Source organism: Amycolatopsis magusensis (assembly GCF_017875555.1).
Taxonomy (GTDB): Bacteria; Actinomycetota; Actinomycetes; order Mycobacteriales; family Pseudonocardiaceae; genus Amycolatopsis; species Amycolatopsis magusensis.
This window is the reverse complement of record NZ_JAGGMS010000001.1, coordinates 921,220-947,879: the sequence shown is the minus strand read 5'-3', so window position 1 is coordinate 947,879 and position 26,660 is coordinate 921,220. Positions and strand designations below refer to the sequence as shown.

Below are 26,660 nucleotides of genomic sequence, written 5' to 3'. Positions count from 1 at the left end.
AAAACCGGCTGGTACGCAAGGTTCCTTCGTTCATGCTGTCGAGTGAGTTGGAACTTTCGAAGGGTGTTAATGATTTACCAACAGTGCCTACGCTGCGTGTCATCCCCCGGGGAGGCAAGGGGGCAGCGAGAAGGAGATGCGGATGAAGGCACGTTCTCTGGTCGTGGGCCTGCTCACCGGCGCGGCCTGCGCGGTGGCCGCGGTGGTCGGCGCGACACCGGCCGGTGCCGATGTCAGCCCGTTCATCGTCGGCGGGAACGACGCCGACCAGGAGTACTCGTGGATGGTCTCGCTGCAGGAAGGCGGCAACCACTTCTGCGGTGGTTCGCTGATCTCCCCGGAATGGGTGCTGACCGCCGCGCACTGCGTCCAGGGTTCGTCGGCCGACTCGATCAGCGCGCGGATCGGCAGCAACGACCGCACGTCCGGTGGTGAGGAAGCGCAGGCCGCCGAGGTCATCGTGCACCCGGACTACAACGGCACCGGGGCGGGCGGGGACATCGCGCTGGTGAAGCTGTCCGCGCCGGCCAGCTCGGCGCCGGTCTCGCTGGGCACCACCACCGATGCCGGCACCCAGACCCGCCTGCTCGGCTGGGGCCAGACCTGCCCCGAGCGCGGTGGCTGTGACGCGCCGGTGCAGCTGCAGCAGCTGGACACCCAGCTCGTCGCCGCGGACCAGTGCACCGGCATCGACGGCAGCCTGGAGCTGTGCACCGACAACCCGGGTGGCAACGCGGGCGCCTGCTACGGCGACTCGGGCGGCCCGCAGGTCGTCTCGGCGGGTGGCAAGTACGAGCTGATCGGCGTCACCAGCCGCACCGGCAACGGCGACCCGACCTGCGCCACCGGCCCGTCCATCTACACCTCGGCCCCGGCCTACGCGGACTGGATCTCACAAAACGTCGGCTGACCGCAGCTGAATGCCAGGAGTGGGGCATTACTTGCGTTGATTGCAAGTAATGCCCCACTCACAGCATTGCAGGTGCCCCGAGCGTGGCACTCGGCTTCCCGAACGTGCAGTTCAGCCTCCTTAACGTGAGGTTCGGGTGCCTGAGTGTGGGGTTCGGGTGCCGGGCGAGTCGCACGTTCAGGCAGCCGAACCCCACACTCGTGCAGCCGAGTGCCACACTCCTGCGGCTGAACCCCGCGTTCGTGACAGGAGCCGGAGGGTCAGGCGGGGTGTTCTGGGCGGTCGTCCTTGGCCCATTCGGTGTGGAACGAGCCTTCGCGGTCCACCCGGCGGTAGGTGTGGGCGCCGAAGTAGTCCCGCTGGCCCTGGATCAGGGCGGCGGGCAGGCGTTCCGCGCGCAGGCCGTCGTAGTAGGCCAGCGAGGTGGCGAAGCCCGGGGCCGGGATGCCCAGGCGGGTGGCCGTGGAGACCACCGAGCGCCAGGCGTCCTGCGCGTCTTCGACGGCCTTGCGGAACAGGCCCGCGGTGAGCAGCGTCGGCAGCTCGGTCTCCGAGGCGTACGCGGCCCGGATGTCGTCGAGGAACTTGGCGCGGATGATGCAGCCGTCCCGCCAGATCGTGGCGATCTGCCCCAGGTCGATGTCCCAGCCGTACTCCGTGCTCCCAGCCTGGATCTGGTTGAACCCCTGGGCGTACGCCACCACCTTCGACGCGTACAGCGCCTGCTCCACGTCGTCGGCGAAGCGCTCGGCGTCCGCGCCGGTCAGCTTCGCGCGCGACGGGCCCGCCAGGCCGCGGGCGGCGGCACGCAGGCCGGCGTGGCCCGAGAGCGAGCGCGCGAAGGTGGCTTCGGCGATGCCGCTGATCGGCACCCCGAGGTCCAGCCCGATCTGCACGGTCCAGCGCCCGGTGCCCTTCTGCTCGGCCTGGTCGGCGACCACGTCCACGAACGGCTTGCCGGTCGCCGCGTCGGTGTGGGCGAGCACCTGCGCGGTGATTTCGATCAGGTAGGAGTCGAGCCGCCCGGTGTTCCAGGTGCGGAAGACCTCGGCGATCTGCGCCGGCTCGTAGCCCGCGGCGCCGCGCAGCAGGTCGAACGATTCGGCGATCAGCTGCATGTCGGCGTACTCGATGCCGTTGTGCACCATCTTCACGAAGTGCCCGGCACCGTCCGGCCCGATGTGCGCGCAGCACGGCGTGCCGTCGACCTTCGCGGAGATGTCCTCCAGCAGCGGCCCCAGCGATTCGTAGGACTCCCGCGAGCCACCCGGCATGATGCTCGGGCCGTGCAGCGCGCCCTCCTCGCCACCGGAGACGCCGGTGCCGACGAAGTGCAGCCCGCGCTCGCGCAGGTCGGCTTCACGGCGGCGCGTGTCGGCGAAGTGCGCGTTGCCCGCGTCCACGATCACGTCGCCCTTTTCCAGCAGCGGCGCGAATTCCTCGATCACCGCGTCGGTCGGCGCACCGGCCTTCACCATGATCACCACCTGGCGCGGGCGTTCCAGCGAGTCGACGAACTCCTGCGCCGAGTACGCCGGGACGAACTCGCCCTCCGAGCCGAACTGCTCCACCAGGTCCCGCGTGCGCTGCTCGGAGCGGTTGTGCAGGGCCACCGTGTGGCCGTGCCGGGCCAGGTTCCGGGCCAGGTTGCGGCCCATCACCGCCAGCCCGGTGACCCCGATGCTCGCCTTCTTGGTCATGTGCCGCCTTCCGTATCGATCCTGATCGCAGGTTAGTCGCGTACTCCGGTTACGGGCGAGTTGCCGGACCAGCCTGGCTGGAGTAGTCGATTTCCGCTGCGTGAGAGGGTAATGTCGGAGCGTCATCGCCGATTAATACGAAACCTGTTGAGGGGTGCCGTGGGACTGGCCTGCCAGGTCGGGGGACGCTGATGGCGAGCACCATCACCTCCCGCCGCAAGCAGCTGGGCAACGAGTTGCGTCACGCGCGCAACGCGGCCCGGATGACCCAACAGGCCGTCGCCGACGTGCTGGGCTGCACCCAGGGCAAGGTCAACAAGATCGAGTCGGGCGCGGTCGGCGTCAAACTCGGTGACGTGCGCGCGATGCTGGACGCCTTCGGCATCGTCGGCGACGAGGCCGAGACCCTGATGAACCTGGCCCGTGCCGCGGCTGGGCAGCGCGGGCACTGGTCCGGCTACCGCTCGGTGGTGCCGCACTGGTTCCGCACCTTCACCGACCTCGAACCCGCCGCCGCGGAAATCCTGACCTGGCACGGCGAGCGCATCCCCGGCCCGCTGCAGTCCGAGCACTACATGCTCAAGCAGTTCACCGAAGCGGGTGCCACGGACGTCACCTCACTGGTGCGCAACCGGCTCGACCGCAAGGCCGTGTTCGACCAGCAGCAGCCGCCGTACTACCGGTTCATCCTGAGCGAGGCCGCGCTGCGCCGGGCACCCGGCGGGCACTCGCCCGGCGTGATGCTCGACCAGGTGGAGCACCTGCTCGAACTGGAGAAGCGCGCCCGGGTCTACCTGCACGTGCTGCCCTTCGACGCGCGGCTGGCCTCGGTGCCCAACGACTTCACCATCATGCGTTTTCCCGATCGCACCAGGGATTTCGTCTACATCGAGCATTCCGCCGGCGGGCTGTACCTCGACGACCAGAAGGACTTCCAGCTCTTCGTCGACTCGTGGGACCGGCTGCGTGGCGCTGCCCTGGAGCACCAGGACACCCGGCAGTTCTTCAAGGAACTGGCGGAGCACTACCGCGCACAACTGGCGAAGGACAGTTCGGCGCCCGGGTAGGAAGTTGCCGCCGGGTGTGGCGGCCGCCGTATGCTGGGCCGGGTGATCGCACCACAGGGGGTAGTCGCGCCATGACCGAAAACGACGAGCCGGCCTTCGCCCCGCAGGGCATCGACCTCGAGCGGCCGAACGCGGCCCGCATCTACGACTGGTTCCTCGGCGGTGACGCGAACTGGGCCATCGACCGCGAATTCGGCGAGAAGGCGCTCAAAGCCGTGCCGCACGGGAAGCTCAACGCGCACGTGAACCGCGAATTCCTCGGCCGCGCGGTGACCTACGCGGTCCGCCACGGTGTCACGCAGTTCCTCGACCTCGGGTCCGGCGTGCCGACCGTGGGGAACGTGCACCAGGTCGCCGACCGGCTCGACCCGGACAGCCGCTGCGTCTACGTGGACAACGAGCCCGTCGCGGTGGCGCACAGCCGGATCCTGCTGGAGGAGAACGGCGATGCCAGCAGACACGCCGTGCTCAACGCCGACATGCGTGACGTCGAGCGCGTGTGGACCGAGGCCTTCGAGACCGGGGTGCTCGACCCGGCCAAGCCGATCGGCCTGCTGATGGTGGCGGTGCTGCACTTCGTCTCGCCGGAAGACGGCGGCGAAGCGGCGGTCGAGCGTTATCGCGCGCTACTGCCGCCGGGCTCGCTGTTGATCATGTCACACGGCACGACCGACGGAGTGCCGCCCGAGCATCTGGTTCAGCTCGAGTCCGTCCACGAGCAGTACAAGCAGTCCAGCACCCCCGTCACCCTGCGCTCGCGGGCCGAGTTCACCGCGTTGTTCGGTGACTTCGCGCTGGTGGACCCGGGGGTGGTCTGGCTTCCGCAGTGGCGTCTTGACGAGGCGGAATCCGAGGCTACCGCCGAGGTCGCGCATAATCCGCCAGCGTCCTTCATGCTCGGCGGGGTCGCCAGGAAGGGCTGAGTCCGGCTCTTCGTGGCACTCGGTCGGTGCCAGCAGTCGCACGGTCATGGTTCAGCTCCTCCCGTTCCCGGCGCGGATGTTGTCGATGTTGTCGGTTCGATCCGAAAGCCTGTCCACCCCTGTGTCCTCCCCGGTGAGGATCCCGTGGCCGGTCCGCTTCGCCGTGCTCGCCGGAGTGGAGCCGATGTCTCGCGGCTGTCTCCGTGGTGCGGCGATATCCTGACCGTGCCCCCCATCCCGCTAGGAATAATCCTACTCCTAGATTAATCTTGCTGTCGAGCGATCGACGGGTGATCACCCGGGTGGCCCCACCCGCAGGGCGGATTTCTCACGGAGGGTTGCCAGTAGCAGCCCCACCTGGGCCGGGAGTGGTGGGACCCTGAGACATGCATGGAGGTAGGTCAGATGGCGGATTATCCCCGGGTCACCGATTACGACCCGGGCACGGCCGCGGCGCGGTTCGAGGCCTCTGCCTGGGAGAAGTCCTTCGCCAGTGAGCCCAACGGCGGCAACTGCGTGGAGGTCAACCTGGGCGTGCCCGGCCTGGTCGGGGTGCGTGACACCAAGCTGGTGGAGAGTCCGGTGTTCGTTTTCGACGCCGGCGAATGGAACGCCTTCGTGACCGCGGTGAAGGCAGGTCAGTTCGATCTGCACTGAAATCCCGCCGGGAGAGCCGCGCATTCTCAGCCCGTGGAAGAGAGTGCGCTAATTCACAGATCTGGTCAGAGAATTTTCACCGACCCGTGGAAAAAGCTCTCCCGGCGGTGTGGATCAGCCCGCGACGCGAGTGCGGGTCCGGCGCCAGGCGACGACCAGGAAGCCGATGAGCCCGGCCAGCGGCAACACGCTGATCGACCAGCTCAGCGCCATCGGCGGCCCCGGCTGTTCGAGCACCGGGAGCTTGCTCAGTTCGCCCTCGCCGCGCCCGGCCGGGCCGTCGATGACGAACCGGAACTTCCAGTCGCCCTGGCTGTCCAGCGCCCTGATGTCCAGGCCCCACACGTCCAGCTTGCGCGGGTGCCTGGTCAGCGGGTTGGGCCGGCCCTGGCGGCCGGTCTCCGGGTTGGTGGTGGCGAAGGTGCCGGACTTGTCCGCGATGCCGCCGTCCGGGATGAAGGTGAAGTCCAGTGACTGCATGGCCTTCAGCGGCCAGGTGCTGAAGCCGACGGTCAGCCCGTACGGCCCGGCCTGCACCCGTTCGGTGTGCACGATGTTCACCGGTTCGTAGGCCGAGGCCGGCGGTGCCGAGGCGGCCAGCAGGCCGATCGTCGCCAGCAGCGCGGCCGCGCCGTCGCGGAACTTGCGCATCACACCGTCTCCTTGTCGCGTCGAGGGGCCAGCAGCCGCAGCATTCCGCCGAAGCGCCAGCCGAGAAAGCCGCCGAGCAGGCCGAACACGGCCCCCACTCCGGCGGTGGCCAGGATTTCGCCGGCACCGGCCAGGCGGACGTCGTACAGCCAGGTGTCCTGGAACGGCTGCGCGCCCGCGATCACGAACCCGGCGACGGCACCCGAGAGCGCACCCGCCCAGCGCGGTGCCGAGCCGTTCCGGCCGCTCACCCAGAGCACCAGTTCCGCCAGCAGGGCCGCGCCGATCAGGCACGCCGGCATCAGCGACGGCATCGAAGCCACATCGTCCACGTTGTCCCGCAGCGGCAGGCCGACCGCCGAGGCGTAGGCGTGCGCGGCCCACGGCGAGAACCACCAGGAGAACGCCTGCCAGGCGCTCAGCAGCACGGCCGCGCCGAGTGCGCCGCCGGGCCTGCCGAAGAAGCCGCGGCCCAGCACCACGAGCAGCACCGACAGGAAGGTCATGCCGATGGTGACCGGGCTGATTTCGGTGTCCACCGCGGACAGTCCGAGCACGGTGACCGAACTGAACGACAGCAGCACCGCGATGCTCGCCAGCGTGCCGAACACGCCCCAGCGGTGGTCGCGGGCGGCGGCGAACACCATCACCGTGCCGACCATGGTGACCATCACCGACAGCAGCAGCCCGATGTGCGGTGGCGAGTCGATCACCGCGTCGAAGCCGTAGAGGCTGTGCCACCACAGGTCCCACAGGCCGTACAGCAGGAACAACGCGCCGCCGGTGCCCGCGATGAGGTAACCGACCGGCGCGGCGAAGGTCCGGCCGAACACGCCGACCGCCTTGCCGCCGACCACCTCGTCCACCGGCCGTCCGGCGCGCTGGGCCGCGGTGGTGGACAGCACCACCACCAGGCTGATCAGCCCGGCGATCGCGCTGCCGGTGTAGAGGAACAGGTGCGGCAGGGTGAAGAAGGTGTCCGGGCCGACGTCGTCGTGCCACTCCACGTCCCAGGTCAGCCCGACCAGCGTGACCAGCGTGCCGGCGAGCAGGCCGGAGGCCGGTAACCAGGCCCTCGACGCGCTCCTGGTGGCCGCCACCGAACCGGTGGGCGGGACCGTGAGATCCATCGTTTCCTCCCTTAGTTCCCCACGAGCAGTGGGAAGACGAGTTCTTCGGTGCCGCTGTCCGCACGCAGCCGGACGGTGATCTCCCACTGCCCGGACATCGGCAGCAGGGCCTCCGCGGCGTGGTACCGGCCGGGGACCCGCTCCTGCGCGGGCACCGGCTCCAGTGCGTGGCCCATCTGCGCCATCACCGGTTCGAGCGTCACTTCCAGCCCTTCGACCGGGTGCCCGAACGGATCGGTGACCTCCAGGTCGAACGCGTTCAATCCGGTCTTGGGCTCGTTGACCTGCAGGTTCACCGTGTTGCGGGCCCCGGCGGCGTGCAGGCTGGTCGCACCGTCCGAACTGGACGGCCACAGCAACCAGGCCACCACGGCGAGCACGGCGAGTCCGGCGATCGCCAGCGCGGTCGGCTTCTTCACGGGCGGTCCCCTTCGGGCACCTCGAGTTGGATGGGCGCGGTCAGCACGGCGAAGTCCCGCATGCCCTGGAACCACAGGCGGTACCGGCCGGGCGCCGGGAAGGTGTAGGTGAACCGGACCTCGGGGCCGTAGGCGGCGACCGTCTCGTCCGGCTGCCCCGACCGGCCGGACATCCGCGGCAGGCCGGTCATCGAGTGCACGTGGGCCCAGGTCGGCGCGGTCGCGGCGGCCGTGCCGACCGCGGTCCCGTCGGGCAGTGGCCCGACCACCATCAGGTGCCCGGTCATGCCCAGCCACGGCTGGAGCGTGCCGGTGTCGCCGAACTTCGCGGTCATCGTGGTGGCGGCGTTCGCGTTGACTTCGCCCGCGCTCAGCGTCACCGGGACACCGCCGACGTCCTGCGTGCCGAACCCGGGCGGCTGGGGAGTCGAGGCGGGAGCCGGGCCCTCGACGTCCAAAGTGGACCGAAGTAGCTGGGTGCCGCCGCCGCGCCGGGCGACTTCGGCGGACAGCGCGTACCGGCCGCCTTCGGTGGCGTCGAGCCGGGCGGTGTAGGTGCCGGGCGCCGTGCGCACCGGGTGCAGGTGCCACAAACGCCCGGACGGCCCGATCACCACCAGGTGCACCAGCGCGTTGTGGTGCACCACCAGGTCGTCGGCGGGACGGCCGGTGGCGCCGTCGGTCAGCCGCAGGGTGAACCCGGCGGGCGTGCCGGACACCGCGAGGTTCAGCGGCGGCCGACTAGTGTCCATTGTGGACGGCGGCAGCGCGTACGGGTCGTTCGCCGATTCGATGGTCGGGTCGAGCACATCGCGCGCGGGCGGCGGGATGGTCGACGACAACAGCGCCGCCGAGACCGCGACCGCCAGCGCGGCGACCACCCCGGTCGCCGGAACCACCGCGTGCCAGGACTTCCTGGCGCGCGCCGCGGCGAACAATGCCACCAGCAGCAAGGCGCCCGCCGCAACGAAACCGCCGTACGCCGCCTTCTCCCAGGGCGCGGGGACCTGCGCGGGAACCACGAACGGGATGCGCGCCACCTGCGTGCCATCGCCGACCGCCAGTTCCCACGGGCCCGCATGGTCGACGTTGAGCGTCCCGCTGTACGTGCCCGGGGTCGCGCCCAGGACCACCTGTGTGCTCGCGACCGCGCGTCCCGCCGAAAGCGCGCTCAACTGCAGCGTGCCGGGCGCCGTTCCCGCGTGCGTGATGACGTCCACGCTCAGCGGTCCCGGCACTTCGGTCACCCGCCGGAGCACCACGGTCAGCTCGCGCTCGCCCAAAGTCTGCGCCACGTGCACGTCGGTACCGATCGGCCCGCCGTCGGCTGCCGCCGGGCCCCCGCCCAGCACCAGGCCGAGCAGAACCAGCAGCACGGCCGACGCGCTCCACCCCTTGACCCTCACCTGCCTCAAGTTAGGCAGTCCGGTGGTGCGGCGCGTCACAGCGGAGGGGGATTCCCGTGTCCCCTGCACGGGGGACGACCCCCGGGGTCAGTCCCGGGGAGCCGCCCTGACCAGGCCGTGCTGATAGGCGTAGACCACCGCGTGCACGCGGTCACGCAGGCCGAGCTTCGACAGGATGCGGGACACGTGCGTTTTCACCGTTTCGTCCCCGACATGCAGTTCCTCGGCGATTTCGGCGTTGCTGCGGGCGTCAGCGATGAGCAGCAGGACTTCGCGTTCACGCGAGGTGAGCCGGTCCAGCTCGGCGGGTCCGGCCGGCGGCTCGATGCTGGTGGTGAACCGGGAGACCAGGCGCCGCGTGACCGACGGATCAATCAGCGCGTCACCGCGGGCGACCACGCGCATGGCCGACACCAGTTCCTCGGGCGGCAGGTTCTTCAGCAAGAAGCCGCTCGCCCCGGCGCGCAGCGCGCGGTAGACGTAGTCGTCGTGGTCGTAGGTGGTCAGCACGAGCACCTTCGTCGCGCAGCCGGGCGTGGTCAGGATGGCTTCGGTGGCGGCGAGGCCGTCCAGTTTCGGCATGCGCACGTCGAGCACGGCGACATCGGGCCGCAGGCGGGCCACCTCGGCGACCGCCGCCCGGCCGTCGGACGCCTCGCCGACGCACTCGAGGTCCGGCTGGGTGTCCAGGACCGCTCGCATGCCGGAGCGGAACATCGCGTGGTCGTCGGCGAGCAGCACCCGCGTGTTCATGCGCCGTCCACCGGGAAGGTCGCCGAAATCCGCCAGCTCCGGCCGTCGTCGGTCGGCCCGCTGGAGAACTCCCCGCCGAACAACGCGACCCGCTGGCGCAAGCCCGCGAGGCCACGCCGGGTGCCCTCGCCGGTCCTGGCCGCCGGGCCGGGCCTGATCGGGTTGGTCACGCTCAAGCTGATCTCCTCGGTTCGATAGCACAACTTCACGTCCACCGGCCCGCCCGCGCCGTGGCGCAACGCGTTGGTCAGGCCCTCCTGCGCGACCCGGTAGACCGCGACGTCCACCGAACCGGGCAGCTCGCCGGGCACGCCCTGGGTGTGCAGCCGCGCGGGCAGCCCGGCGGCGCGGGTGCGCTCCAGCAGTTCGTCCAGATTGCCGGTACCCGGCTGGCGGACCGCGGTGTGCTCGCCGTGCAGCAGGTCGAGCATCCGCCGCAGGTCCTCCATGGCTGCCCGGCTGGCCGTCTCCACCGCGGACAGCGACCGGTGCACCGGCGTCTCACCGGCTTCGGCCAGCCCGAGCCGGGCCGCGCCGGCGTGCATGCCGATCGCGCTGACGTGGTGGGAGATCACGTCGTGCAGATCGCGGGCGACCGAACTGCGTTCCTCGGCCACGGCCCGCCGGACCGCGGCCTCCTCCCGCCGTTCCAGCTCGGCGATCTGCGCGCGGCGCTCGGTGGTGTAGCGGCCGACCAGCCAGGGGAGCACGGTGTTGGCCAGCAGGATGGCGCTGAGCAGCCGCCAGTCGCGCCCGGCGAGATTGGCCTCCAGCAGCTCACCGGCCATCGAACCGGCGATCAGCGCCAGCAGCGACGCCACCGCGGGCAGCGTGGTCAGCCACGCCCCGGCGCGGTACCCGGCGATCAGCATGCCCGCGGTGTTGGAGGCCTCGGCGCCGGGCAGGTCGTTGAGCAGGAGGGGTGTGAGCGGGTACAGCAGGGCGTGGCCCAGCGCGACCAGGCCGGAGAGCCGCGCGGGCCCGGCGAGCGCGAGATCGGCGGCGATCGTGCCGAGCCCGATGAGCCACGTCTGCCAGTGGTCCAGCGGCGGCCCGATCAACAGCGCCACGCTGACGTCGGACACCATGCAGACGACCGCGATCAACCACGCCTGGCGCGCCAGCGACCCGGTGATGTCCCGCACCCGCCCGAGCTTGGCACATCCACGCACTTCCGGGGGTTCACAGGGGGCGCACAGGTGTTCCACAGGCGGTGCCTACGCGGGTGGCTGACACTGCTCCCATGACCGGTATGCCTGGCCGCGCGGTGCGCGTGCTCGTCGTCGACGACGAGCCGCCGCTGGCGGAGCTGTTGTCCATGGCTTTGCGCATGGAGGGCTGGGAAATCCGCACGGCGGGCGACGGCACGTCGGCGGTGCGCGTGGCCCGCGAGTTCCGCCCCGACGCGGTGGTGCTCGACGTGATGCTGCCCGACTTCAGCGGGCTGGAGGTGATCCGGCGGCTGCGGTCGGAGTTCGAGCACCTGCCGGTGTTGTTCCTGACCGCGAAGGACGCCGTCGAGGACCGGATCGCCGGGCTCACCGCCGGTGGCGACGACTACGTGACCAAGCCGTTCAGCCTGGAGGAGGTCACCCTGCGGCTGCGCGCGCTGCTGCGCCGCGCGCGGGTGGTCACCTCGGCGACGGACTCGCTGCTCACCGTCGGCGACCTGACCATGGACGAGGACACCCGCGAGGTCCACCGCGACGGCACGCCGATCACGCTGACCGCCACCGAGTTCGAGCTGCTGCGTTACCTGATGCGCAACCCGAAACGCGTGCTGAGCAAGGCGCAGATCCTCGACCGGGTGTGGAGCTACGACTTCGGCGGCCAGGCCAACATCGTCGAGCTGTACATCTCCTACCTGCGCAAGAAGATCGACGCGGACCGCCGGCCGATGATCCACACCATGCGGGGCGCGGGCTATGTCCTCAAGCCTGCGAGCTGAACTGCGGCGACCGTGGTCGCTGCGACGGCGGCTGATCGCCCAGGTGCTGGCCCTGCTTTCGCTGGTCTGCCTGGCGATCGGCGTGGTCACCGAATTCGCCCTGCGGGACTTCCTGCTGGAACGCGTGGACAGTCAGCTGACCGCACTGGACAACCGCCCGCCGCCGCCCGATGAGGCGCTTCCTCCGGGGCGGCGGGTGCGTTTCGAGCTGATGCCGCTCGGGCAGCCGGACGGCACCGTGGTCGGCCTGGTCTACCGCGGGCAGGTGCGGGAAGCGAAAATCCTCGTCAACGGGGAGTACACCGACCTCGGCCAGAACGAAGCCGAGACCTTCGTCGGGCTGACGACTCCGCGCAGGCCGGTCACCGTGACCATCGGCGACCTCGGCGAATACCGGCTGCAGGCGACCTCGGGACCCGAGGGCGAGATCGTCTTCCGGGCGCTGTCGCTGACCGAGGTGAACGACACGCTGTGGCGGCTCGGCTGGATCTTCGGCGGGGTGGCGCTCTGCGGGCTGGTGCTCGCGGGCGGCATCGCCGCGCTGACCGTGCGCCGCACGCTGCGCCCGCTGGACCGGGTCGCGACCACCGCCGCGCAGGTCAGCGAGCTGCCCCTGGACCGGGGCGAGCCCGCGCTGCCGATGCGGGTGTCCGAAGTGGACACTGACATCCGGACCGAGGTGGGCAAGGTCGGCGCCGCGCTGAATAGGATGCTCGACCACGTCTCCGCTGCGCTGGCCGCCCGCCAGCGCAGCGAAAGCCGCGTGCGGCGGTTCGTCGCCGACGCCAGCCACGAACTGCGGACCCCGCTCGCCTCGATCCGCGGGTACGCCGAGCTGACCCGGCGCAGCACCGCCGAACTGCCCCCGGACTTCGTCTACGCGATGGGCCGCGTGGAATCGGAGTCGACCCGGATGACCGACCTCGTCGAGGAACTGCTGCTCCTCGCGCGCCTCGACGAGGGACGGCCCGTGGTGCACGCCCCGGTCGAGCTGTCCGGCCTGGTCGCCGACGCCGTGGCCGACGCGCACGTGGCCGGTCCGGACCACCGCTGGCTGCTGGACCTGCCGCCCGAGCCGATCAGCGTGGTCGGCGAGGCCGGGCAGTTGCAGCAGGTGGTGCTGAACCTGCTGGGCAACGCCCGCGCGCACACCCCGCCCGGCACCACCGTCCGCACCGCACTGTCCACAGCGGACGGTCAGGTGCGGCTCGTGGTGGCCGACGACGGGCCGGGCATCCCGCCGGAGGTGCTGCCGGAGGTGTTCGAGCGGTTCGCCCGCGGGGACACCTCGCGTTCGCGGGCCGCGGGCGGCACCGGGCTCGGGCTGGCCATCGTGGCCGCCGTGGTGGCCGCGCACCACGGGAAGGTGTGGGTGCGGAGCAAGCCGGGCCGCACGGAGTTCTCCGTTGTCCTCCCGTCTCCATGAAGCATTCACTTGTGAGTGGGGTGCGCGTCAGGTAGGCCGGGTTCGGTGTCGGGAGCCGAACTGAGGAGCCGAAATGCCGCTGAACCGTCGGGATCTGCTGCGCGGGGCCGCCGCCGCGGGCGCACTGGGCGTGGCCTGGCCACTGAGCGGCGGGCTCACGCTCGCACAAGCCGAGGAGGCCGCCTTCGCACTCGGCGCCAGCTGGGACGAAGCGCCGTTCACGGTGGGCGTCGCGTCGGGTGATCCACTGCCGGAGAGCGTGGTGCTCTGGACCAGGCTCGCGCCGCAGCCGCTCGCCGAGGAACAGCCGCTGCCGGACACCGTCGAGGTCGAATGGGTGGTGGCGACCGACTCCGCCTTCCGCCGCCGGGTCGCCCACGGAACCGCGCCCGCCACCGCGGCACTCGGGCACAGCGTGCACATCGCGGTCACCGGGCTCGAGCCCGCGCGGCGGTACTACTACCGGTTCCGCGCGCTGGGCAGGACCAGCCGCACCGGCCGGACCCGCACCGCGCCCGACGGTCACGTGCGGCGCGTCCGCTTCGCCTCGGCGAACTGCCAGGCCTTCCACGACGGCTTCTACGCCGCCCACCGCGGAATCGCCCAGGAGGACCTCGATTTCGTGGTGCACCTCGGCGACTACATCTACGAGCACGGCCAGGTCGGCGGCGACCACGTGCGCGACCACGAAGGCCCCGCGGTGACCACGCTGCCCGCTTACCGCAGGCGGCACGCGCTGTACAAGAGCGACCCGTCGCTGCGGGCCGCGCACGCCGCCCACCCCTGGTTCATCACCTGGGACGACCACGAGGTCGTCAACGACTACAGCGGCACTACCCCGGGCCTGCGCGCGCGACGCGACGCCGGGTACCAGTCGTGGTTCGAGCACATGCCGGTCCGCCCCGACCACCCGACGACACCGCAGGTCTACCGGCAGCGGTCGTGGGGCGACCTGCTCGACCTGTCGATCCTGGACCTGCGGCAGTACCGGTCGGCGCAGAACCTGCCCGGCGGCACCATCCTCGGCGGCACGCAGAAGGCGTGGCTCAAGGACCGGATCAGCCACGCCGGCGACGCGTGGCACTGCTGGGTGAACTCGATCATGCTGAGCCAGCTCGCCAAGCCCGGCGGCGGCTACTACTTCACCGACCAGTGGGACGGCTTCCTCGCCGAACGCCGCGAGGTGCTCACCCACGTGCACGACACCGGGATGCCGGACCTCGTGGTGATCACCGGTGACTGGCACTCCGCCTTCGTGGACGACATCCGGCCCGATTTCGACAACCCCGACGCGCCGGTGATCGGCACCGAGTTCACCGCGCACTCGATCTCGTCGGGCGCCTACTCACCGGAGTGGAACGCGGCGAACGGCCCGGTGATGGGCGGGGCGAACCCGCACCTGAAGTACTTCGAGGGCAACCGGTACGGCTACGACGTCTACGAGGTCACGCCGCGGCGGTGGAGCACGCACATGCGGGTGATCGGCGACCGGCGTGACCCGAACTCGCCGGTCAGCACGCTGACCACGTTCCACGTCGACCGCGGCAAGGCCGGTTCGCACGAGGACCGCGGCACTCGGACCTCCCCGGCCCAGTACCGGCGCGATCGATAGGTACACTGGTCGACGGACCCCCGCGGCGTCCATCCTGTGAACCTCCCCAGGGCCGGAAGGCAGCAAGGATAAGCAGGCTCTGACGGGTGCGGGGGTCCCCTTTCGTCTCCGGGGACCGTTGCCCCCTCGGGCCCGTCCGTGGTGTCGGTGGCTGCCGGTAGGCTGCCGCCGTGGCATTAGCGCTGTACCGCAAGTACCGCCCGGCGACCTTCGCCGAGGTGGTGGGTCAGGAGCACGTCACCGAGCCCCTGCGCACCGCGCTCGCGGCCGGGCGGATCAACCACGCCTACCTGTTCTCCGGGCCACGCGGCTGCGGCAAGACCTCCAGCGCGCGCATCATGGCCCGGTCGCTGAACTGCGAGCAGGGGCCCACGCCCGACCCCTGCGGCGAGTGCAGTTCGTGCCGCGCGCTCGCGCCAGAGGGCAGCGGCAGCATCGACGTCACCGAACTCGACGCGGCCAGCCACGGTGGTGTCGAGGACGCCCGCGAACTGCGTGACCGCGCCTTCTACGCGCCGGCCGAGTCGCGGTACCGCGTGTTCATCATCGACGAGGCGCACATGGTCACCACGCAGGGCTTCAACGCCCTGCTGAAGATCGTCGAAGAGCCGCCAGAGCACCTGATCTTCATCTTCGCCACCACCGAGCCGGACAAGGTGCTGACCACCATCCGCTCGCGGACGCACCACTACCCGTTCCGGCTCATCCCGCCGAGCTCCATGCGGGAGCTGCTGGAGCGCAACGTCGAGGCTGAAGGCGTGCCGGTGGAGCCCGCGGTGTTCCCGCTGGTCATCCGCGCCGGTGGGGGGTCCGCGCGGGACACGCAGTCCGTGCTGGACCAGCTGCTCGCCGGTGCCGGGCCGGAGGGCGTGACCTACGACCGCGCGGTGTCGCTGCTCGGGGTCACCGACGTGGCGTTGATCGACGACATGGTCGAGGGCCTGGCCGCGGACGACTCGACGGCCGTGTTCGGCACGGTCGAGCGCCTGGCCGAAGCCGGGCACGACCCGCGCCGCTTCGCCACGGACCTGCTGGACCGCCTGCGTGACCTGGTCATCCTGCGCTCGGTCCCGGACGCGGCCACCCGTGGTCTGGTCTCCGCGCCGGAGGACGAGCTGAACCGCATGGTCGCCCAGGCGGAACGGGCCGGGCTCGCGACGCTGTCGCGGTATGCGGAGATCGTGCACAACGGGCTGCTGGAGATGCGGGGCGCCACGGCTCCGCGGTTGTTGCTGGAGCTTCTGTGTGCTCGCATGCTGTTGCCTTCGGCCGCTGACGGTGAGGCGGCTTTGCTGCAGCGGCTGGAACGGCTGGAGCGGCGGGCCACGGTTGCTCCCGCTCCTGCTGTTGAGGGGGCTCCGGCTCCTTCGGCTTCTGTGGCTCCTTCAGCTTCTGCGGCTTCTGTGGCTTCTGTGGCGTCTGCGGGTGCGTCCGAGCGTTTCCAGCGGCCCTCGCAGCGTTCCGCCGATGCCGCCGAGCCCGCTCCGGTTGCGGCTCCTCCTGCTCCGGTTGTCGCGCCTGCTGCCGCTGTCTCCGCGCCGCCTGCCCCTGCCGTGGTTCCGCCTGCGCCTGAGCCGGAACCGGCTTCCGGGGGTCTGGACGCGGCGGCCGTGCGGCGGGTGTGGCCGGAGTTGCTGGCGGCCATCCGCAAGATCCCGGGCGGCCGCAGCACCGAGGCGATGCTGACGCAGGCCGGGGTGCAGAGCGTCGACGGGTCGTCCGTGGTGCTCACGCACACCGCCGAACCCCTCGCGCGCCGCCTCGCCGAGCCGCACAACTCCGACAAGATCGCCGGCGCCCTACGCGAGGTACTCGGCGGCGAGTGGCGGGTCACCTGCGTGCACGGCAACGCCAAACCCCCAGCGGCGGCAGCGGCGCAGCCGCAACGGCAGGCGCCCCAGCCGCAGCACAGCGCGCAGCAGGCGGCCGAAGAGCGCCCGCAGCAACGGTTCCGGCGCCCGTCCGAGGGCAGGCCGGCGCCCCAGCAGCCGCAGCAACAGTCGCCGCCGGAGCCGCCGAAGCCGAAGGTCGCCACCTCCGAGCCCGACATCCCCCTCCCGCCGGAGCCCGAGGACGAAGACGAATACCTGGAAGCGGCGACCACCCCGCCGCCCCCCAACGGTTCGGTCCCGCCGCCACCGCCGCCCCCGGTCCCCCAGGCGGACGAGGTGGAAGAAAAAGCGCACCGCCTACTCTCCGAACACCTAGGCGCCCGCCCCCTCGACTAACCCGGCCCGAACGCGCGAGTGCAGAACGCAGCTCCCCGAGCGTTGAACTCGCCCACCCGAACGTGAGGTCCGGCTGCCCGAACGTGGAACTCGGCTGCCTGAACGTGCGGTTCGGGTGCGTGAACGTGGGGTTCGGCTTCCTGAGTGTGGAACTCGGCTGCGGGAGTGTGGGACTCGCCCGGAACGCCGCCGCCGAACCAGCCCACCTCCCCGCACTCAATCCCCACGCCCCAGCACCCGAACCCCACACTCAGGCAGCCGAGTTCAACGTTCAGGAAGCCGAGTCCCACACTCGTGCAGCTGAATCCCACGTTCAGGAAGCCGAGTTCCGCGTTCGGGCGGCCGAGTTCGACACTTAGGGAGTCCGGTCCCAGTTTCAGGTGGCTGAGTGTTGCGTTGGGGCGGCCGAGGTTCCGCGGTCAGGTGGCTGGATGCTGGGCTGGTGGGGTGAGTGCTGTGAGTGCTGTGAATGGGGCATTACTTGCGGTGAATGCAAGTAATGCCCCATTCATAGCGTTCAGGCCCAGGGGCCGTTGCCGGTGATTCGGGTGGGGGTGATCCGGGCGATGACGGCGGTGGTGGAGCTCCGGTTCTCGAAGGGGTATTGCGGCAGGTTCAGGTAGCGCTGCGCCTGGGCGTCCATGAGGGCGTCGAACTCGGCCGGGATGTCGGGGCCGGTGATGGTGGCGGTGCCGTGCAGCAGGAGGTACTGGCGCAGCCCCCGCACCTCGTCCGGTTCGTGGTCTTCGATGAGCAGGGTGACCCGCGGATCGCGCCGCAGGTTGCGGGCCTTCGGGCGGCCGCCCTCCATGCCGATGAGGATTTCGTCGCCGTCGCGTTCGGCCCAGACCAGGGAAGCCTGGGGCGAGCCGTCGGGGTTGATGGTGACCACGGTGGCGTGGTGCGTGGACTCGAACAGCCGGTGCGTGCTCTCGGGAAGCTTCATGCGACCGAGGTTAGGAAGCCGACGGGCACCGGCCGGTACCCTGGGAACCGTGGGTGACTTCGCTGGTGGAGCCGATGTTTTCCTCGCCGACTGCCCGGCCAGGCTGGCCGTGGAGATCATCGCCGACAAGTGGGCGGTGGTGGTCGTCTTCGCCCTCAGCCGCGGCCCGCGGCGGCACGGCGACCTGATCGGGCTCATCGGCGGCATCTCGAAGAAGATGCTCACCCAGACCCTGCGCCGCCTCGAACGGCACGGGCTGGTCGAGCGCGAGGTGTTCGCCGAGGTGCCGCCGCGCGTGGAGTACCGGCTCACCGACCTCGGCAGCACGCTGGTGGAGCCGATCGCCGTGCTCACCAAGTGGGCGGAGAGCTGCGGCGAAGCGGTGGTCGACGCGCAGGAGCGCTTCGACGCTCAGGCGCCCAGGTAACTCAGGATCCCACCGGCGATGCCCGCCGCGTACTGCTGCCGACCGTCCGCTGTGGACATTCGCGCGGCTTCGGTGGCGTTGCGCATGTTCCCGCATTCGACGAGGGCCGCCGGGCGTTCGGACAGGTTCAGTCCCGCCAGGTCCTCGCGCGCCGAGAGTCCCTCTTCGCCGAGGTAGTCGGAGTAGCGGAATCCGTTCTCCCGCAAGGAATCCCGCAGCGACCGGGTCAGTTTCGCCGCCGGTTCACCCTGCGCGTCGTTCAACGGCGGCGCCGAGTAGGCGATGTGGAAGCCGTTCGCGCCGGGCGAGTTGTTGCCGTCCGCGTGGATGGAGACCACCGCCGCGGCCTGCGCCGAGTTGCCGATCTCCGCGCGCTTGTCCACGCACGGCCCGACCGAGGTGTCGTCGTCCCGGGTGAACACCACGCGGATTCCTTTGTCCGCCAACAGTTTCCCGGCCCGCTGCGCCACGTCGAAGGTGAACGCGTGCTCGGCGTAACCGTCGTTCGTGGTGGTGCCGGTGGTGTTGCAGGGCTTGGTCCGGCCGCGCCCGGCGGGCACCTTGCGGTTGATCGCCGCCGGGTTGGCCGCGTTGCCGCCGTTGTGCCCCGGGTCGAGCACGACCACCGGCGCTTCGGCAGCGGGCGTGCTGGTCACCGGCGGTGCCGCGGACGACGGCGAAACCACCGGCGGCGGGGCAACCGGCGGCGTAACCGGCGTAACCGAACTCACCGGGGCCGCAGGGGGTGTTTCCGCCGAGCAGCCGGCCACCAGCACCATCACCGTCACGGCCAGCGCCCGTCGAATCACACCGACACCGTGTCACACCGGTGGCCCCGGCTAGGCTGGAGGTAGGCGTACTCACCCGAGCTAGCGATCGGACGGACGAATGGTGCAACCCGGCGGCGGCTTCGACATGCAGCAGATCCTGCAGCAGGCGCAGAAGATGCAGGAGCAGCTGGTCAGCGCGCAGGACGAACTGGCGAAGGCCGAGGTCACCGGCACCGCGGGCGGTGGACTGGTGACCGCGGTGGTCAGCGGCGGTCTCGAGCTGAAGAGCCTGACCATCGACCCCAAGGTGGTCGACCCCGAGGACACCGAGACCCTGGCCGACCTGGTGGTCGCCGCCGTCCGCGACGCCACGGCCAACGCGCAGAAGCTCACCGAGGAGAAGCTCGGCCCGCTCGCCGGCGGTCTCGGTGGCGGCGGCATGCCGGACCTGGGTGGTCTCGGCCTGCCCGGGCTGCCCGGTCAGTAAGGCGTCACCTTGTACGAAGGGGTGGTCCAGGACCTCATCGACGAGCTCGGGCGGCTGCCGGGGGTCGGGCCGAAGAGCGCCCAGCGCATCGCCTTCCACCTGCTCGGCGCCGACCCGGTGGACATCGGCAGGCTGCAGGAGGTCCTGGGCAAGGTCAAGGAGGGCGTGCAGTTCTGCGAGATCTGCGGCAACGTCTCCGAGCAGGCGAACTGCCGCATCTGCCGGGACGTCCGCCGCGACCTCTCGCTGATCTGCGTGGTCGAGGAGCCGAAGGACGTGCTCGCGGTGGAACGCACCCGCGAGTTCAAGGGCCGCTACCACGTGCTCGGCGGCTCGCTCGACCCGTTGTCCGGCATCGGCCCGGACCAGTTGCGCATCCGTGAGCTGCTGGCCCGCATCGGCGGCGAGGAGGTCACGGAGGTCATCATCGCCACCGATCCGAACACCGAGGGCGAGGCCACCGCGACCTACCTGGTCCGGATGCTGCGCGACTTCCCCGGGCTGTCGGTCACCCGGCTGGCTTCGGGCCTGCCGATGGGCGGCGACCTGGAGTTCGCCGACGAACTGACCCTGGGCCGCGCGCTGTCGGGCCGCCGCGCCCTGTGATCGTCGAGCGGGTGCTCGCGGGGCGGCCCGCGCTCGGCGGCGTCCGGCTGGTCGCCGTCGACGGGCCGTCCGGCGCGGGCAAGACCACGCTGGCGGGCAACCTGCTCACCGAATTCACCGAGCGCGGGGTCGACGCGCTCGGCATCGGCACCGACGAATTCGCCACCTGGGACGATCCGGTGTCCTGGTGGCCCCGCCTGCGCGCCGGTGTGCTCCGGCCGCTCGCGCGCGGCCGCGGCGGTGCCTATCGCCGGATGGACTGGACCTCCGGCATCCCCGTCCCGGGTGAGTCGATCACTGTGCGTGTACCCGAGGTCCTGGTGCTCGAGGGCGTTTCCGCGGGCCGGGCCTCGGTGCGTGCTCACCTAACGTGCTTGGCCTGGCTCGATGGTCTGGACCAGGCCACCCGGCTGGAACGCGCCGTTTCCCGCGACGGGGAAAGGGAGCGAAAGCACCTGCGCGAATGGCAGGACTTCGAACTCGGCTGGTTCCTCGCCGACCGCACGGCGGCCGCCGCGACGGTGCGCATCGAGTCCAACGCGGTGCGTCCGTTCGTACCAGTGGCGCCGAAATTCGCCACGCACAGTCATTATTCGTGAGCGCAATGCGCCGACGGTGTCACTCACGTAGCGCGATCGTAACCTCGAGTGCTTAAGTGAGCGCCCGATAACCGACTAGTGTCGGCCACCAACCAATGCGCCGCCCGGCTGTCCGATAACCGGGCGGTCCGATCTGAGAATGTCCAAGGGGTGCCAACATGCTCCAATCGCGAGGCGCTCGAACGCGTCGAATCGCCCTGATCGGGCTATCCGGTGCGCTCGCGCTCTCTGTGACCGCCTGTGCCGAATCCCAGCGTGACGCCGGGGCCGACAACGCAGGCACGTTCATCTTCGGAGCCGCCGGCAACCCGAAGATGTTCGATCCCGTCTTCAACGACGAGGGCGAGACCTTCCGCATCACCCGGCAGATGTACGACACGCTGCTGCAGAACAAGCCGGGTACCGCCGAGGTCGTCGGCTCGCTCGCGGAGAAGTGGGAGTCCAGCAACGAGGGCAAGACCTGGACGTTCAACCTGCGCAAGGGCGTGACCTTCCACGACGGCACCCCGTTCAACGCCGCGGCCGTCTGCTTCAACTTCGACCGCTGGTTCAACATGAAGGGCCAGGCGGCCCAGAGCCAGATGATCTACTACGGCGACGTGTTCGAGGGCTTCGCGGCCAACGAGGGCGACGCCGCCGGCGACCCGGTCTACAAGAACTGCGAAGCCAAGGACGACTCGACCGCCGTTCTGAACCTGAACAAGGCGAAGGGTGCCTTCCCGGCCGCGTTCACCCTGCCGTCGCTGTCGATCTCCAGCCCGGACGCGCTGAAGAAGTACAACGCCGACCAGGTCACCCAGACCGGCGACTCCTTCTCCTACAGCGACTACGCGAACCTGCACCCGACCGGCACCGGTCCGTTCAAGTTCGAGGGCTACGACCAGGGCAAGGGCGAGATCACCCTGGTCCGCAACGACGCCCACTGGGAAAAGGCCAAGCTCGACAAGCTCATCTTCAAGGTGATCAAGGACGAGAACGGGCGCAAGCAGGCGCTCAAGGCCGGTGACATCCAGGGCTTCGACTACCCGGCGCCCGCGGACTACCAGCTGCTGCGCAACGAGGGTCAGAACGTGCTGATCCGCCCCTCGTTCAACGTGCTCTACCTGGGCATCAACCAGTCGGGCAACCCGAAGCTGGCCGACGTGAAGGTGCGCCAGGCGCTGGCCTACGGCATCAACCGCGAGCAGTTCGTGAAGAGCAAGCTGGCCGAGGGTTCCGAGGTCGCGACCGAGTTCGTGCCCAAGGCGATCGCCGGTTACACCGAGGACGTGCCGAAGTACGCGTACGACCCGGAGAAGGCCAAGCAGCTGCTCAAGGAAGCCGGCGCCGAGGGCCTGTCGCTGAAGTTCTACTACCCGACCGAGGTCACCCGGCCGTACATGCCGAACCCGGCGGACACCTTCACCTCGATCTCCGAGGACCTCAAGGCCATCGGCATCAACATCGAGCCGATCGCCAAGCCGTGGAACGGCGGGTACAAGGACGACGTGCAGAAGCACGGCAAGCACGACCTGCACCTGCTGGGCTGGACCGGTGACTACAACGACGCCGGTAACTTCGTCGGGACCTTCTTCGGCCGCGAGAAGCCGGAGTTCGGGTTCAAGAACGACCAGCTGTTCCAGGCGCTGGCGGCCGCCGACGGCACCCAGGGCGACGGCCCGCACGCCCAGGCCTACCAGGGCGTGAACAAGCAGATCATGGAGTTCCTGCCCGCGGTCCCGATCGCGTACCCGACCCCGGCGCTGGTCGTCGGGCCGAAGGTGCAGGGCATGGTGCCCAGCCCGCTCACCGACGAGCGCTTCAACACGGTGAGCCTCGGATAGCCCGAGCCTGCTACACCTAGCCGACCAGGGGCGGGACGCGTATTCTGCGTCCCGCCCCTTGGCCCGCCACCACCTGGGCTATCAAGAGAGACCTCCTTCCCATGCTCCGATTCATCGTGCGTCGGTTGCTACAAGCGATCCCGACGCTGTTGATCCTGTCCATCCTTGTCTTCGCCTGGCTCCGCGCACTCCCCGGCGGACCGGCGGGCGCGTTGCTCGGCGACAAGGCCACCCCCGAGAAGATCGCCGAGCTGAACCAGATCCTCGGCCTCGACCAGCCGATCTTCATCCAGTACTTCAAGTTCCTCGGCCGCGTGCTCACCGGTGACTTCGGCAACTCGCTGATCTCCACCCAGCCCGTGCTCTCCGAGATCGGGTTCGCGCTCCCCGCGACCCTCGAGCTGTCCATCGCCGCGCTGATCCTCGCGGTCGGCCTCGGCATCCCGCTCGGCTACATCGCCGCCCGTTTCCGCGGTGGTTTCCTGGACAACGCCACGATCATGGCCACCCTGGTCGGGGTCGCCGTGCCGGTGTTCTTCCTCGGTTACCTGCTGCAGTTCGTCTTCGCCGAGCAACTGGGCCTGTTCCCGGTCGGCGGACGGCAGGACACGCTGATCGGCGCCACCGACGTGACCGGCTTCGCCGTGCTCGACGGGCTGCTGACCCAGGAGTGGGACGCGTCCTGGGACGCGATCGTGCACCTGGTGCTGCCCGCCGCGGCGCTGGCCACGATCCCGCTGGCGGTGATCGTCCGCATCACCCGTGCCTCGGTGCTCGACGTCCTGAACGAGGACTTCATCCGCACCGCCCAGTCCAAGGGGCTCGCCGGGCCGACCATCCGCCGCCGGCACGTGCTGCGCAACGCGCTGCTGCCGGTGGCCACCACGATCGGCCTGCAGACCGGCCTGCTGCTCGGCGGTGCCGTGCTGACCGAGCGGGTGTTCAACCTCAACGGCATCGGTTCGCTGCTGGCCGAGGGCATCGAGCGGCGTGACTACCCGCGGCTGCAGGCGCTGATCCTGCTCGGCGCGGTGGTCTACGTGCTGGTGAACATGCTGGTCGACATCTCCTACGGCATCATCGACCCGAGGGTGCGTGTGCGATGACCAACATGTTGTCCCGCAAGAAGGACAAGGTCGACGACCTCGCCGCCACCGCCGGGCACAGCCTGGCGCAGCAGGCCATCCGCCGGATGTCGCGCAGCCCGGTGGCGATCACCGGCGCGGTGATCACCGGGTTGTTCGTCCTGCTGGCGGCGTTCGCGCCGCTGCTCACGCCGAAGGACCCGTACGAGCGGTACCTGCAGAGCGAAGTGGCGCTGGGCCAGGGGATCATCCCCGGTCCGCAGTCCGGCTTCCCGCTCGGTGTCGACGACTTCGGCCGCGACCTGCTCTCCCGGATGCTCGTCGGCGCGCAGCAGACCCTGCTCGTCGGCGTGATGGCCACGCTGATCGGCCTGGTCATCGGCATGATCATCGGCGGGATCGCGGGTGCGTTCGGCGGCTGGGTCGACACCGTGCTGATGCGCCTGGTGGACGTCATGCTGTCCATCCCGAGCCTGCTGCTGGCCATCTCGATCGCCGCGCTGGCGGCGAAGCCGAGCCAGTGGACGGTGATCATCGCGGTCGCCATGGTGAGCGTGCCGATCTTCGCCAGGCTCCTGCGCGGCACCATGCTCGCGCAGCGCTCCAGCGACCACGTGCTGGCGGCGACCTCGCTCGGCGTCAAGCGGCACACCATCGTGCTGCGGCACATGCTGCCGAACTCGCTGGGCCCGGTCATCGTGCAGGCCACGCTGACGCTGGCCACCTCGATCATCGAGGCGGCGGCGCTGTCGTTCCTCGGCCTCGGCGACCCGGACCCGACCCGTGCGGAGTGGGGCCTGATGCTGGGCAAGGCGGCCAGGCAGTTCCTGGACATCCGCCCGGAACTGGCCTTCTACCCGGCCATCGCGATCATCATCGTGGCGCTGGGCTTCACCCTGCTCGGGGAGTCCATGCGCGAGGCACTCGACCCGAAGAACAGGCGGTGAGATGACATGGCTCTGCTCGAAGTACGCGACCTGAAGGTCGTCTTCCAGCGCAAGGGCGAGCGGCCGTTCACCGCGGTGGACGAGGTCAGCTTCGACGTCGAACCCGGCCAGACGGTCGGGCTGGTCGGCGAGTCCGGCTGCGGCAAGTCGGTGACCTCGCTGGCGATCATGCGGTTGCTGGCCAAGCGCGGCAACAAGGTCACCGGCTCGGTCAAGTTCGAGGGCACCGACCTGCTCAAACTGGGCGAGGGCGAGATGCGGGACCGGCGTGGCCGGGACCTGGGCATGGTCTTCCAGGACCCGCTGTCCTCGCTGAACCCGGTGATCCCGATCGGCATCCAGGTCACCGAGGTGCTCGAACGCCACCGCGGCATGTCCCGCAAGGCGGCCATGGTCGAGGCCGGTGACCTGCTGGCCAAGGTCGGCATCCCGGACCCGACCCGGCGCCTGACCGAGTACCCGCACCAGCTCTCCGGCGGGATGCGGCAGCGGGCGCTGATCGCGATCGCGCTGGCCTGCCGGCCGCGGCTGCTCATCGCCGACGAGCCGACCACCGCGCTCGACGTGACCATCCAGGCGCAGATCCTGGCGCTGCTGCAGGAACTGGTGCGCGACACCGGCACCGCGCTGATCATGATCACGCACGACCTCGGGGTGGTGGCTGGTCTCTGCGACGAGGTGAACGTGCTCTACGGCGGCAAGATCGTGGAACGGGCCGAGCGGCACGCGCTGTTCGCCGAGCCGCGGCACCCGTACACCCACGGGCTGCTCGCTTCCATCCCGCGGCTGGACGCCGGGCGCGGGGAGAAACTGGTCCCGATCCGCGGTTCGGTGGCCGACAACATTCCGTGGGACGGTGGGTGCGCCTTCGCACCCCGCTGCCCGAACGCGCTGGACACCTGCCGCCAGGTGACCCCGGCGCTGGAGCCGGACGGCGCCGGGCTGCTGCGCTGCCACAACCCGGTGGCGCTGCCGAAGGCGGCCGCGGGGGAGGGAGCCCGATGAGCGAGAACGACAAAGACGTGCTGGTCAGCGTCGAGGGCCTGAAGGTGCACTTCCCGATCAAGCGCGGGGTGGTGATCGACAAGACCGTCGGTTACGTCTACGCCGTGGACGGGGTGGACCTGTCGATCGAGCGCGGGGAGACCTACGGCCTGGTCGGCGAGTCCGGCTGCGGCAAGTCCACCCTCGGGCGGGCGATGCTGCGGCTGACCGAGCCGACCGACGGTTCGGTGGTCTTCGACGGCACCGACGTGGCCAAGCTCAAGGGCGAGAACCTGCGCAAGATGCGCCGGCGGATGCAGATGATCTTCCAGGACCCGCTGTCCAGCCTGGACCCGCGTCAGTCGGTGGAGTCCATCCTGGTCGAGGGCATGCGGGCGCACGGGCTCGACAAGGGCAAGGAGCAGACCGCGGCGCGGTTGCGCGAGCTGCTCAACTCGGTCGGCCTGCCGGAGAGTTCGCTGCGGAAGTACCCGCACGAGTTCTCCGGGGGACAGCGCCAGCGCATCGGCATCGCGCGGGCACTGGCGGTCGAGCCGGACCTGATCGTGGCCGACGAGCCGGTGTCCGCACTGGACGTCTCGGTGCAGGCGCAGGTGGTCAACCTGATGGAGGAGCTGCAGGACCGCCTCGGGCTGACCTACCTGGTGATCGCGCACGACCTGGCCGTGGTGCGGCACATCTCCGACCGGATCGGCGTGATGTACCTGGGTTCGCTGGTGGAGGAGGCCGACTCCGACGCGTTGTACGAGGAGCCGCTGCACCCGTACACCCGGGCGCTGCTCTCGGCGATCCCGGTGCCGGACCCGGTGGTGGAGGACAGCCGGGAGCAGATCCTGCTCGCCGGTGACCTGCCCTCGCCGGCCAACCCGCCGACCGGCTGCCGCTTCCACACGCGGTGCCCGTGGAAGCAGGAAACGCTGTGCGACACCGAGCGCCCGCAGCTGCGGGTTCTCGAAGGCGCGGCGACCGGTCACCGGGTGGCCTGCCACTGGGCCGAAGACATCCGCGACGGCCGGATCAAGCCGCACGAGGTGTCGCCGGAACTGGTCGAGGTGGACGCGGGCGTGAACCCCGACGTCCCGCACGTGGCCTCGGTCGTCGAGGCGATGGACGTGTAGCGGTTGTTGCGATAACG

General features: G+C 70.2%; 26 protein-coding genes and 1 other RNA gene. 18 read left to right on the top strand and 9 right to left on the bottom strand.

The window, feature by feature from the left end; genetic code table 11:
- Window positions 1–142: 142 nt before the first annotated feature.
- The gene (locus tag JOM49_RS04500) at window positions 143–910 is read left to right on the top strand and encodes a S1 family peptidase (RefSeq protein WP_209663093.1); all 768 of its coding nucleotides are present in this window, start codon (window positions 143–145) and stop codon (window positions 908–910) included.
- 260 nt (window positions 911–1,170) lie between these two features.
- Here JOM49_RS04500 and gnd read toward each other — a convergent pair whose 3' ends face one another.
- Window positions 1,171–2,610, bottom strand: coding sequence for an NADP-dependent phosphogluconate dehydrogenase (gene gnd, locus JOM49_RS04495; protein ID WP_209663092.1), 1,440 nt, complete (start codon window positions 2,608–2,610; stop codon window positions 1,171–1,173).
- Between the two features lie 191 nt (window positions 2,611–2,801).
- On the opposite strand from gnd, the gene JOM49_RS04490 reads away from it, so the two are divergent.
- From JOM49_RS04490 to JOM49_RS04480, 3 genes are all read left to right on the top strand, one after another.
- A complete protein-coding gene (locus JOM49_RS04490; RefSeq protein WP_209663091.1) occupies window positions 2,802–3,677 on the top strand; it encodes a helix-turn-helix domain-containing protein in 876 nt (291 codons plus the stop codon).
- A gap of 71 nt (window positions 3,678–3,748) precedes the next feature.
- Window positions 3,749–4,600, top strand: coding sequence for an SAM-dependent methyltransferase (locus JOM49_RS04485; RefSeq protein WP_209663090.1), 852 nt, complete (start codon window positions 3,749–3,751; stop codon window positions 4,598–4,600).
- 405 nt (window positions 4,601–5,005) lie between these two features.
- Window positions 5,006–5,257: a DUF397 domain-containing protein gene (locus JOM49_RS04480; protein WP_209663089.1), complete on the top strand. Its 252-nt coding sequence runs from the start codon at window positions 5,006–5,008 to the stop codon at window positions 5,255–5,257.
- Window positions 5,258–5,371: 114 nt separating this feature from the next.
- Here the strand turns inward: JOM49_RS04480 and JOM49_RS04475 are convergent, their stop codons facing one another.
- The 6 genes from JOM49_RS04475 to JOM49_RS04450 all read right to left on the bottom strand — a co-directional run bounded on the left by JOM49_RS04475 (window position 5,372) and on the right by JOM49_RS04450 (window position 10,761).
- Window positions 5,372–5,908: a hypothetical protein gene (locus tag JOM49_RS04475; RefSeq protein ID WP_209663088.1), complete on the bottom strand. Its 537-nt coding sequence runs from the start codon at window positions 5,906–5,908 to the stop codon at window positions 5,372–5,374.
- The gene (locus JOM49_RS04470) at window positions 5,908–7,038 is read right to left on the bottom strand and encodes a transient-receptor-potential channel family protein (RefSeq protein WP_209663087.1); all 1,131 of its coding nucleotides are present in this window, start codon (window positions 7,036–7,038) and stop codon (window positions 5,908–5,910) included. Before JOM49_RS04470 ends, JOM49_RS04475 begins: the two co-directional genes overlap by 1 nt.
- A gap of 11 nt (window positions 7,039–7,049) precedes the next feature.
- Window positions 7,050–7,457 carry a FixH family protein gene (locus JOM49_RS04465; protein WP_209663086.1) on the bottom strand — a complete coding sequence of 136 codons (408 nt, stop codon included), beginning with the start codon at window positions 7,455–7,457 and terminating at the stop codon, window positions 7,050–7,052.
- Entirely contained in the window at window positions 7,454–8,863 is a 1,410-nt protein-coding gene (locus JOM49_RS04460; protein WP_308158647.1) for a DUF8832 domain-containing protein, read from the bottom strand. The genes JOM49_RS04465 and JOM49_RS04460 overlap by 4 nt, the downstream gene beginning before the upstream one ends.
- A gap of 87 nt (window positions 8,864–8,950) precedes the next feature.
- Complete coding sequence (locus tag JOM49_RS04455; RefSeq protein ID WP_209663085.1) at window positions 8,951–9,616, bottom strand: response regulator; 666 nt, start codon at window positions 9,614–9,616, stop codon at window positions 8,951–8,953.
- Window positions 9,613–10,761 (bottom strand): sensor histidine kinase, encoded by a 1,149-nt coding sequence (locus JOM49_RS04450; RefSeq protein ID WP_209663084.1) that lies wholly within the window; start codon window positions 10,759–10,761, stop codon window positions 9,613–9,615. Before JOM49_RS04450 ends, JOM49_RS04455 begins: the two co-directional genes overlap by 4 nt.
- Before the next feature lie 98 nt (window positions 10,762–10,859).
- On the opposite strand from JOM49_RS04450, the gene JOM49_RS04445 reads away from it, so the two are divergent.
- From JOM49_RS04445 to JOM49_RS04425, 5 genes are all read left to right on the top strand, one after another.
- Entirely contained in the window at window positions 10,860–11,564 is a 705-nt protein-coding gene (locus JOM49_RS04445) for a response regulator transcription factor (RefSeq protein WP_209663083.1), read from the top strand.
- Window positions 11,542–12,990: a sensor histidine kinase gene (locus tag JOM49_RS04440; RefSeq protein WP_209663082.1), complete on the top strand. Its 1,449-nt coding sequence runs from the start codon at window positions 11,542–11,544 to the stop codon at window positions 12,988–12,990. The genes JOM49_RS04445 and JOM49_RS04440 overlap by 23 nt, the downstream gene beginning before the upstream one ends.
- 73 nt (window positions 12,991–13,063) lie before the next feature.
- Entirely contained in the window at window positions 13,064–14,602 is a 1,539-nt protein-coding gene (locus tag JOM49_RS04435) for an alkaline phosphatase D family protein (protein WP_209663081.1), read from the top strand.
- Between the two features lie 9 nt (window positions 14,603–14,611).
- Window positions 14,612–14,710: signal recognition particle sRNA small type (gene ffs, locus JOM49_RS04430), an RNA gene on the top strand.
- A 62-nt stretch (window positions 14,711–14,772) separates the two neighbouring features.
- Window positions 14,773–16,830 (top strand): DNA polymerase III subunit gamma and tau, encoded by a 2,058-nt coding sequence (locus tag JOM49_RS04425; protein ID WP_209663080.1) that lies wholly within the window; start codon window positions 14,773–14,775, stop codon window positions 16,828–16,830.
- Window positions 16,831–17,347: 517 nt separating this feature from the next.
- Here JOM49_RS04425 and JOM49_RS04420 read toward each other — a convergent pair.
- Window positions 17,348–17,776, bottom strand: coding sequence for a PPOX class F420-dependent oxidoreductase (locus JOM49_RS04420; protein ID WP_209663079.1), 429 nt, complete (start codon window positions 17,774–17,776; stop codon window positions 17,348–17,350).
- Window positions 17,777–17,825: 49 nt separating this feature from the next.
- On the opposite strand from JOM49_RS04420, the gene JOM49_RS04415 reads away from it, so the two are divergent.
- Window positions 17,826–18,203 (top strand): winged helix-turn-helix transcriptional regulator, encoded by a 378-nt coding sequence (locus JOM49_RS04415; protein WP_282770680.1) that lies wholly within the window; start codon window positions 17,826–17,828, stop codon window positions 18,201–18,203.
- Here JOM49_RS04415 and JOM49_RS04410 read toward each other — a convergent pair.
- Window positions 18,188–18,982 (bottom strand): N-acetylmuramoyl-L-alanine amidase, encoded by a 795-nt coding sequence (locus JOM49_RS04410; RefSeq protein WP_209670792.1) that lies wholly within the window; start codon window positions 18,980–18,982, stop codon window positions 18,188–18,190. The genes JOM49_RS04415 and JOM49_RS04410 overlap by 16 nt on opposite strands.
- A gap of 109 nt (window positions 18,983–19,091) precedes the next feature.
- Here JOM49_RS04410 and JOM49_RS04405 point away from each other — a divergent pair, with 109 nt between their 5' ends.
- The 8 genes from JOM49_RS04405 to JOM49_RS04370 all read left to right on the top strand — a co-directional run bounded on the left by JOM49_RS04405 (window position 19,092) and on the right by JOM49_RS04370 (window position 26,643).
- Complete coding sequence (locus tag JOM49_RS04405) at window positions 19,092–19,460, top strand: YbaB/EbfC family nucleoid-associated protein (RefSeq protein ID WP_209663077.1); 369 nt, start codon at window positions 19,092–19,094, stop codon at window positions 19,458–19,460.
- Window positions 19,461–19,469: 9 nt separating this feature from the next.
- Window positions 19,470–20,066 (top strand): recombination mediator RecR, encoded by a 597-nt coding sequence (gene recR, locus JOM49_RS04400; protein WP_209663076.1) that lies wholly within the window; start codon window positions 19,470–19,472, stop codon window positions 20,064–20,066.
- An 11-nt stretch (window positions 20,067–20,077) separates the two neighbouring features.
- The gene (locus JOM49_RS04395) at window positions 20,078–20,665 is read left to right on the top strand and encodes a uridine kinase family protein (protein ID WP_308158645.1); all 588 of its coding nucleotides are present in this window, start codon (window positions 20,078–20,080) and stop codon (window positions 20,663–20,665) included.
- 158 nt (window positions 20,666–20,823) lie between these two features.
- Entirely contained in the window at window positions 20,824–22,488 is a 1,665-nt protein-coding gene (locus tag JOM49_RS04390) for an ABC transporter substrate-binding protein (RefSeq protein ID WP_209663075.1), read from the top strand.
- A 101-nt stretch (window positions 22,489–22,589) separates the two neighbouring features.
- Complete coding sequence (locus JOM49_RS04385; RefSeq protein WP_209663074.1) at window positions 22,590–23,594, top strand: ABC transporter permease; 1,005 nt, start codon at window positions 22,590–22,592, stop codon at window positions 23,592–23,594.
- Complete coding sequence (locus tag JOM49_RS04380; RefSeq protein WP_209663073.1) at window positions 23,591–24,520, top strand: ABC transporter permease; 930 nt, start codon at window positions 23,591–23,593, stop codon at window positions 24,518–24,520. The genes JOM49_RS04385 and JOM49_RS04380 overlap by 4 nt, the downstream gene beginning before the upstream one ends.
- 6 nt (window positions 24,521–24,526) lie before the next feature.
- Entirely contained in the window at window positions 24,527–25,525 is a 999-nt protein-coding gene (locus JOM49_RS04375) for an ABC transporter ATP-binding protein (protein WP_209663072.1), read from the top strand.
- A complete protein-coding gene (locus JOM49_RS04370; RefSeq protein WP_209663071.1) occupies window positions 25,522–26,643 on the top strand; it encodes an ABC transporter ATP-binding protein in 1,122 nt (373 codons plus the stop codon). The genes JOM49_RS04375 and JOM49_RS04370 overlap by 4 nt, the downstream gene beginning before the upstream one ends.
- Window positions 26,644–26,660 lie beyond the last annotated feature (17 nt).

What these genes read in the sequence shown, in the direction of transcription:
- JOM49_RS04500 (WP_209663093.1), top strand. Translation starts at nt 143, where the DNA reads ATGAAGGCACGTTCTCTGGTCGTGGGCCTGCTCACCGGCGCGGCCTGC.
- gnd (WP_209663092.1), bottom strand. Translation starts at nt 2,610, where the DNA reads ATGACCAAGAAGGCGAGCATCGGGGTCACCGGGCTGGCGGTGATGGGC.
- JOM49_RS04490 (WP_209663091.1), top strand. Translation starts at nt 2,802, where the DNA reads ATGGCGAGCACCATCACCTCCCGCCGCAAGCAGCTGGGCAACGAGTTG.
- JOM49_RS04485 (WP_209663090.1), top strand. Translation starts at nt 3,749, where the DNA reads ATGACCGAAAACGACGAGCCGGCCTTCGCCCCGCAGGGCATCGACCTC.
- JOM49_RS04480 (WP_209663089.1), top strand. Translation starts at nt 5,006, where the DNA reads ATGGCGGATTATCCCCGGGTCACCGATTACGACCCGGGCACGGCCGCG.
- JOM49_RS04475 (WP_209663088.1), bottom strand. Translation starts at nt 5,908, where the DNA reads ATGCGCAAGTTCCGCGACGGCGCGGCCGCGCTGCTGGCGACGATCGGC.
- JOM49_RS04470 (WP_209663087.1), bottom strand. Translation starts at nt 7,038, where the DNA reads ATGGATCTCACGGTCCCGCCCACCGGTTCGGTGGCGGCCACCAGGAGC.
- JOM49_RS04455 (WP_209663085.1), bottom strand. Translation starts at nt 9,616, where the DNA reads ATGAACACGCGGGTGCTGCTCGCCGACGACCACGCGATGTTCCGCTCC.
- JOM49_RS04445 (WP_209663083.1), top strand. Translation starts at nt 10,860, where the DNA reads ATGACCGGTATGCCTGGCCGCGCGGTGCGCGTGCTCGTCGTCGACGAC.
- JOM49_RS04440 (WP_209663082.1), top strand. Translation starts at nt 11,542, where the DNA reads ATGTCCTCAAGCCTGCGAGCTGAACTGCGGCGACCGTGGTCGCTGCGA.
- JOM49_RS04435 (WP_209663081.1), top strand. Translation starts at nt 13,064, where the DNA reads ATGCCGCTGAACCGTCGGGATCTGCTGCGCGGGGCCGCCGCCGCGGGC.
- JOM49_RS04420 (WP_209663079.1), bottom strand. Translation starts at nt 17,776, where the DNA reads ATGAAGCTTCCCGAGAGCACGCACCGGCTGTTCGAGTCCACGCACCAC.
- JOM49_RS04410 (WP_209670792.1), bottom strand. Translation starts at nt 18,982, where the DNA reads ATGGTGCTGGTGGCCGGCTGCTCGGCGGAAACACCCCCTGCGGCCCCG.
- JOM49_RS04405 (WP_209663077.1), top strand. Translation starts at nt 19,092, where the DNA reads ATGGTGCAACCCGGCGGCGGCTTCGACATGCAGCAGATCCTGCAGCAG.
- JOM49_RS04390 (WP_209663075.1), top strand. Translation starts at nt 20,824, where the DNA reads ATGCTCCAATCGCGAGGCGCTCGAACGCGTCGAATCGCCCTGATCGGG.
- JOM49_RS04385 (WP_209663074.1), top strand. Translation starts at nt 22,590, where the DNA reads ATGCTCCGATTCATCGTGCGTCGGTTGCTACAAGCGATCCCGACGCTG.
- JOM49_RS04380 (WP_209663073.1), top strand. Translation starts at nt 23,591, where the DNA reads ATGACCAACATGTTGTCCCGCAAGAAGGACAAGGTCGACGACCTCGCC.
- JOM49_RS04375 (WP_209663072.1), top strand. Translation starts at nt 24,527, where the DNA reads ATGGCTCTGCTCGAAGTACGCGACCTGAAGGTCGTCTTCCAGCGCAAG.
- JOM49_RS04370 (WP_209663071.1), top strand. Translation starts at nt 25,522, where the DNA reads ATGAGCGAGAACGACAAAGACGTGCTGGTCAGCGTCGAGGGCCTGAAG.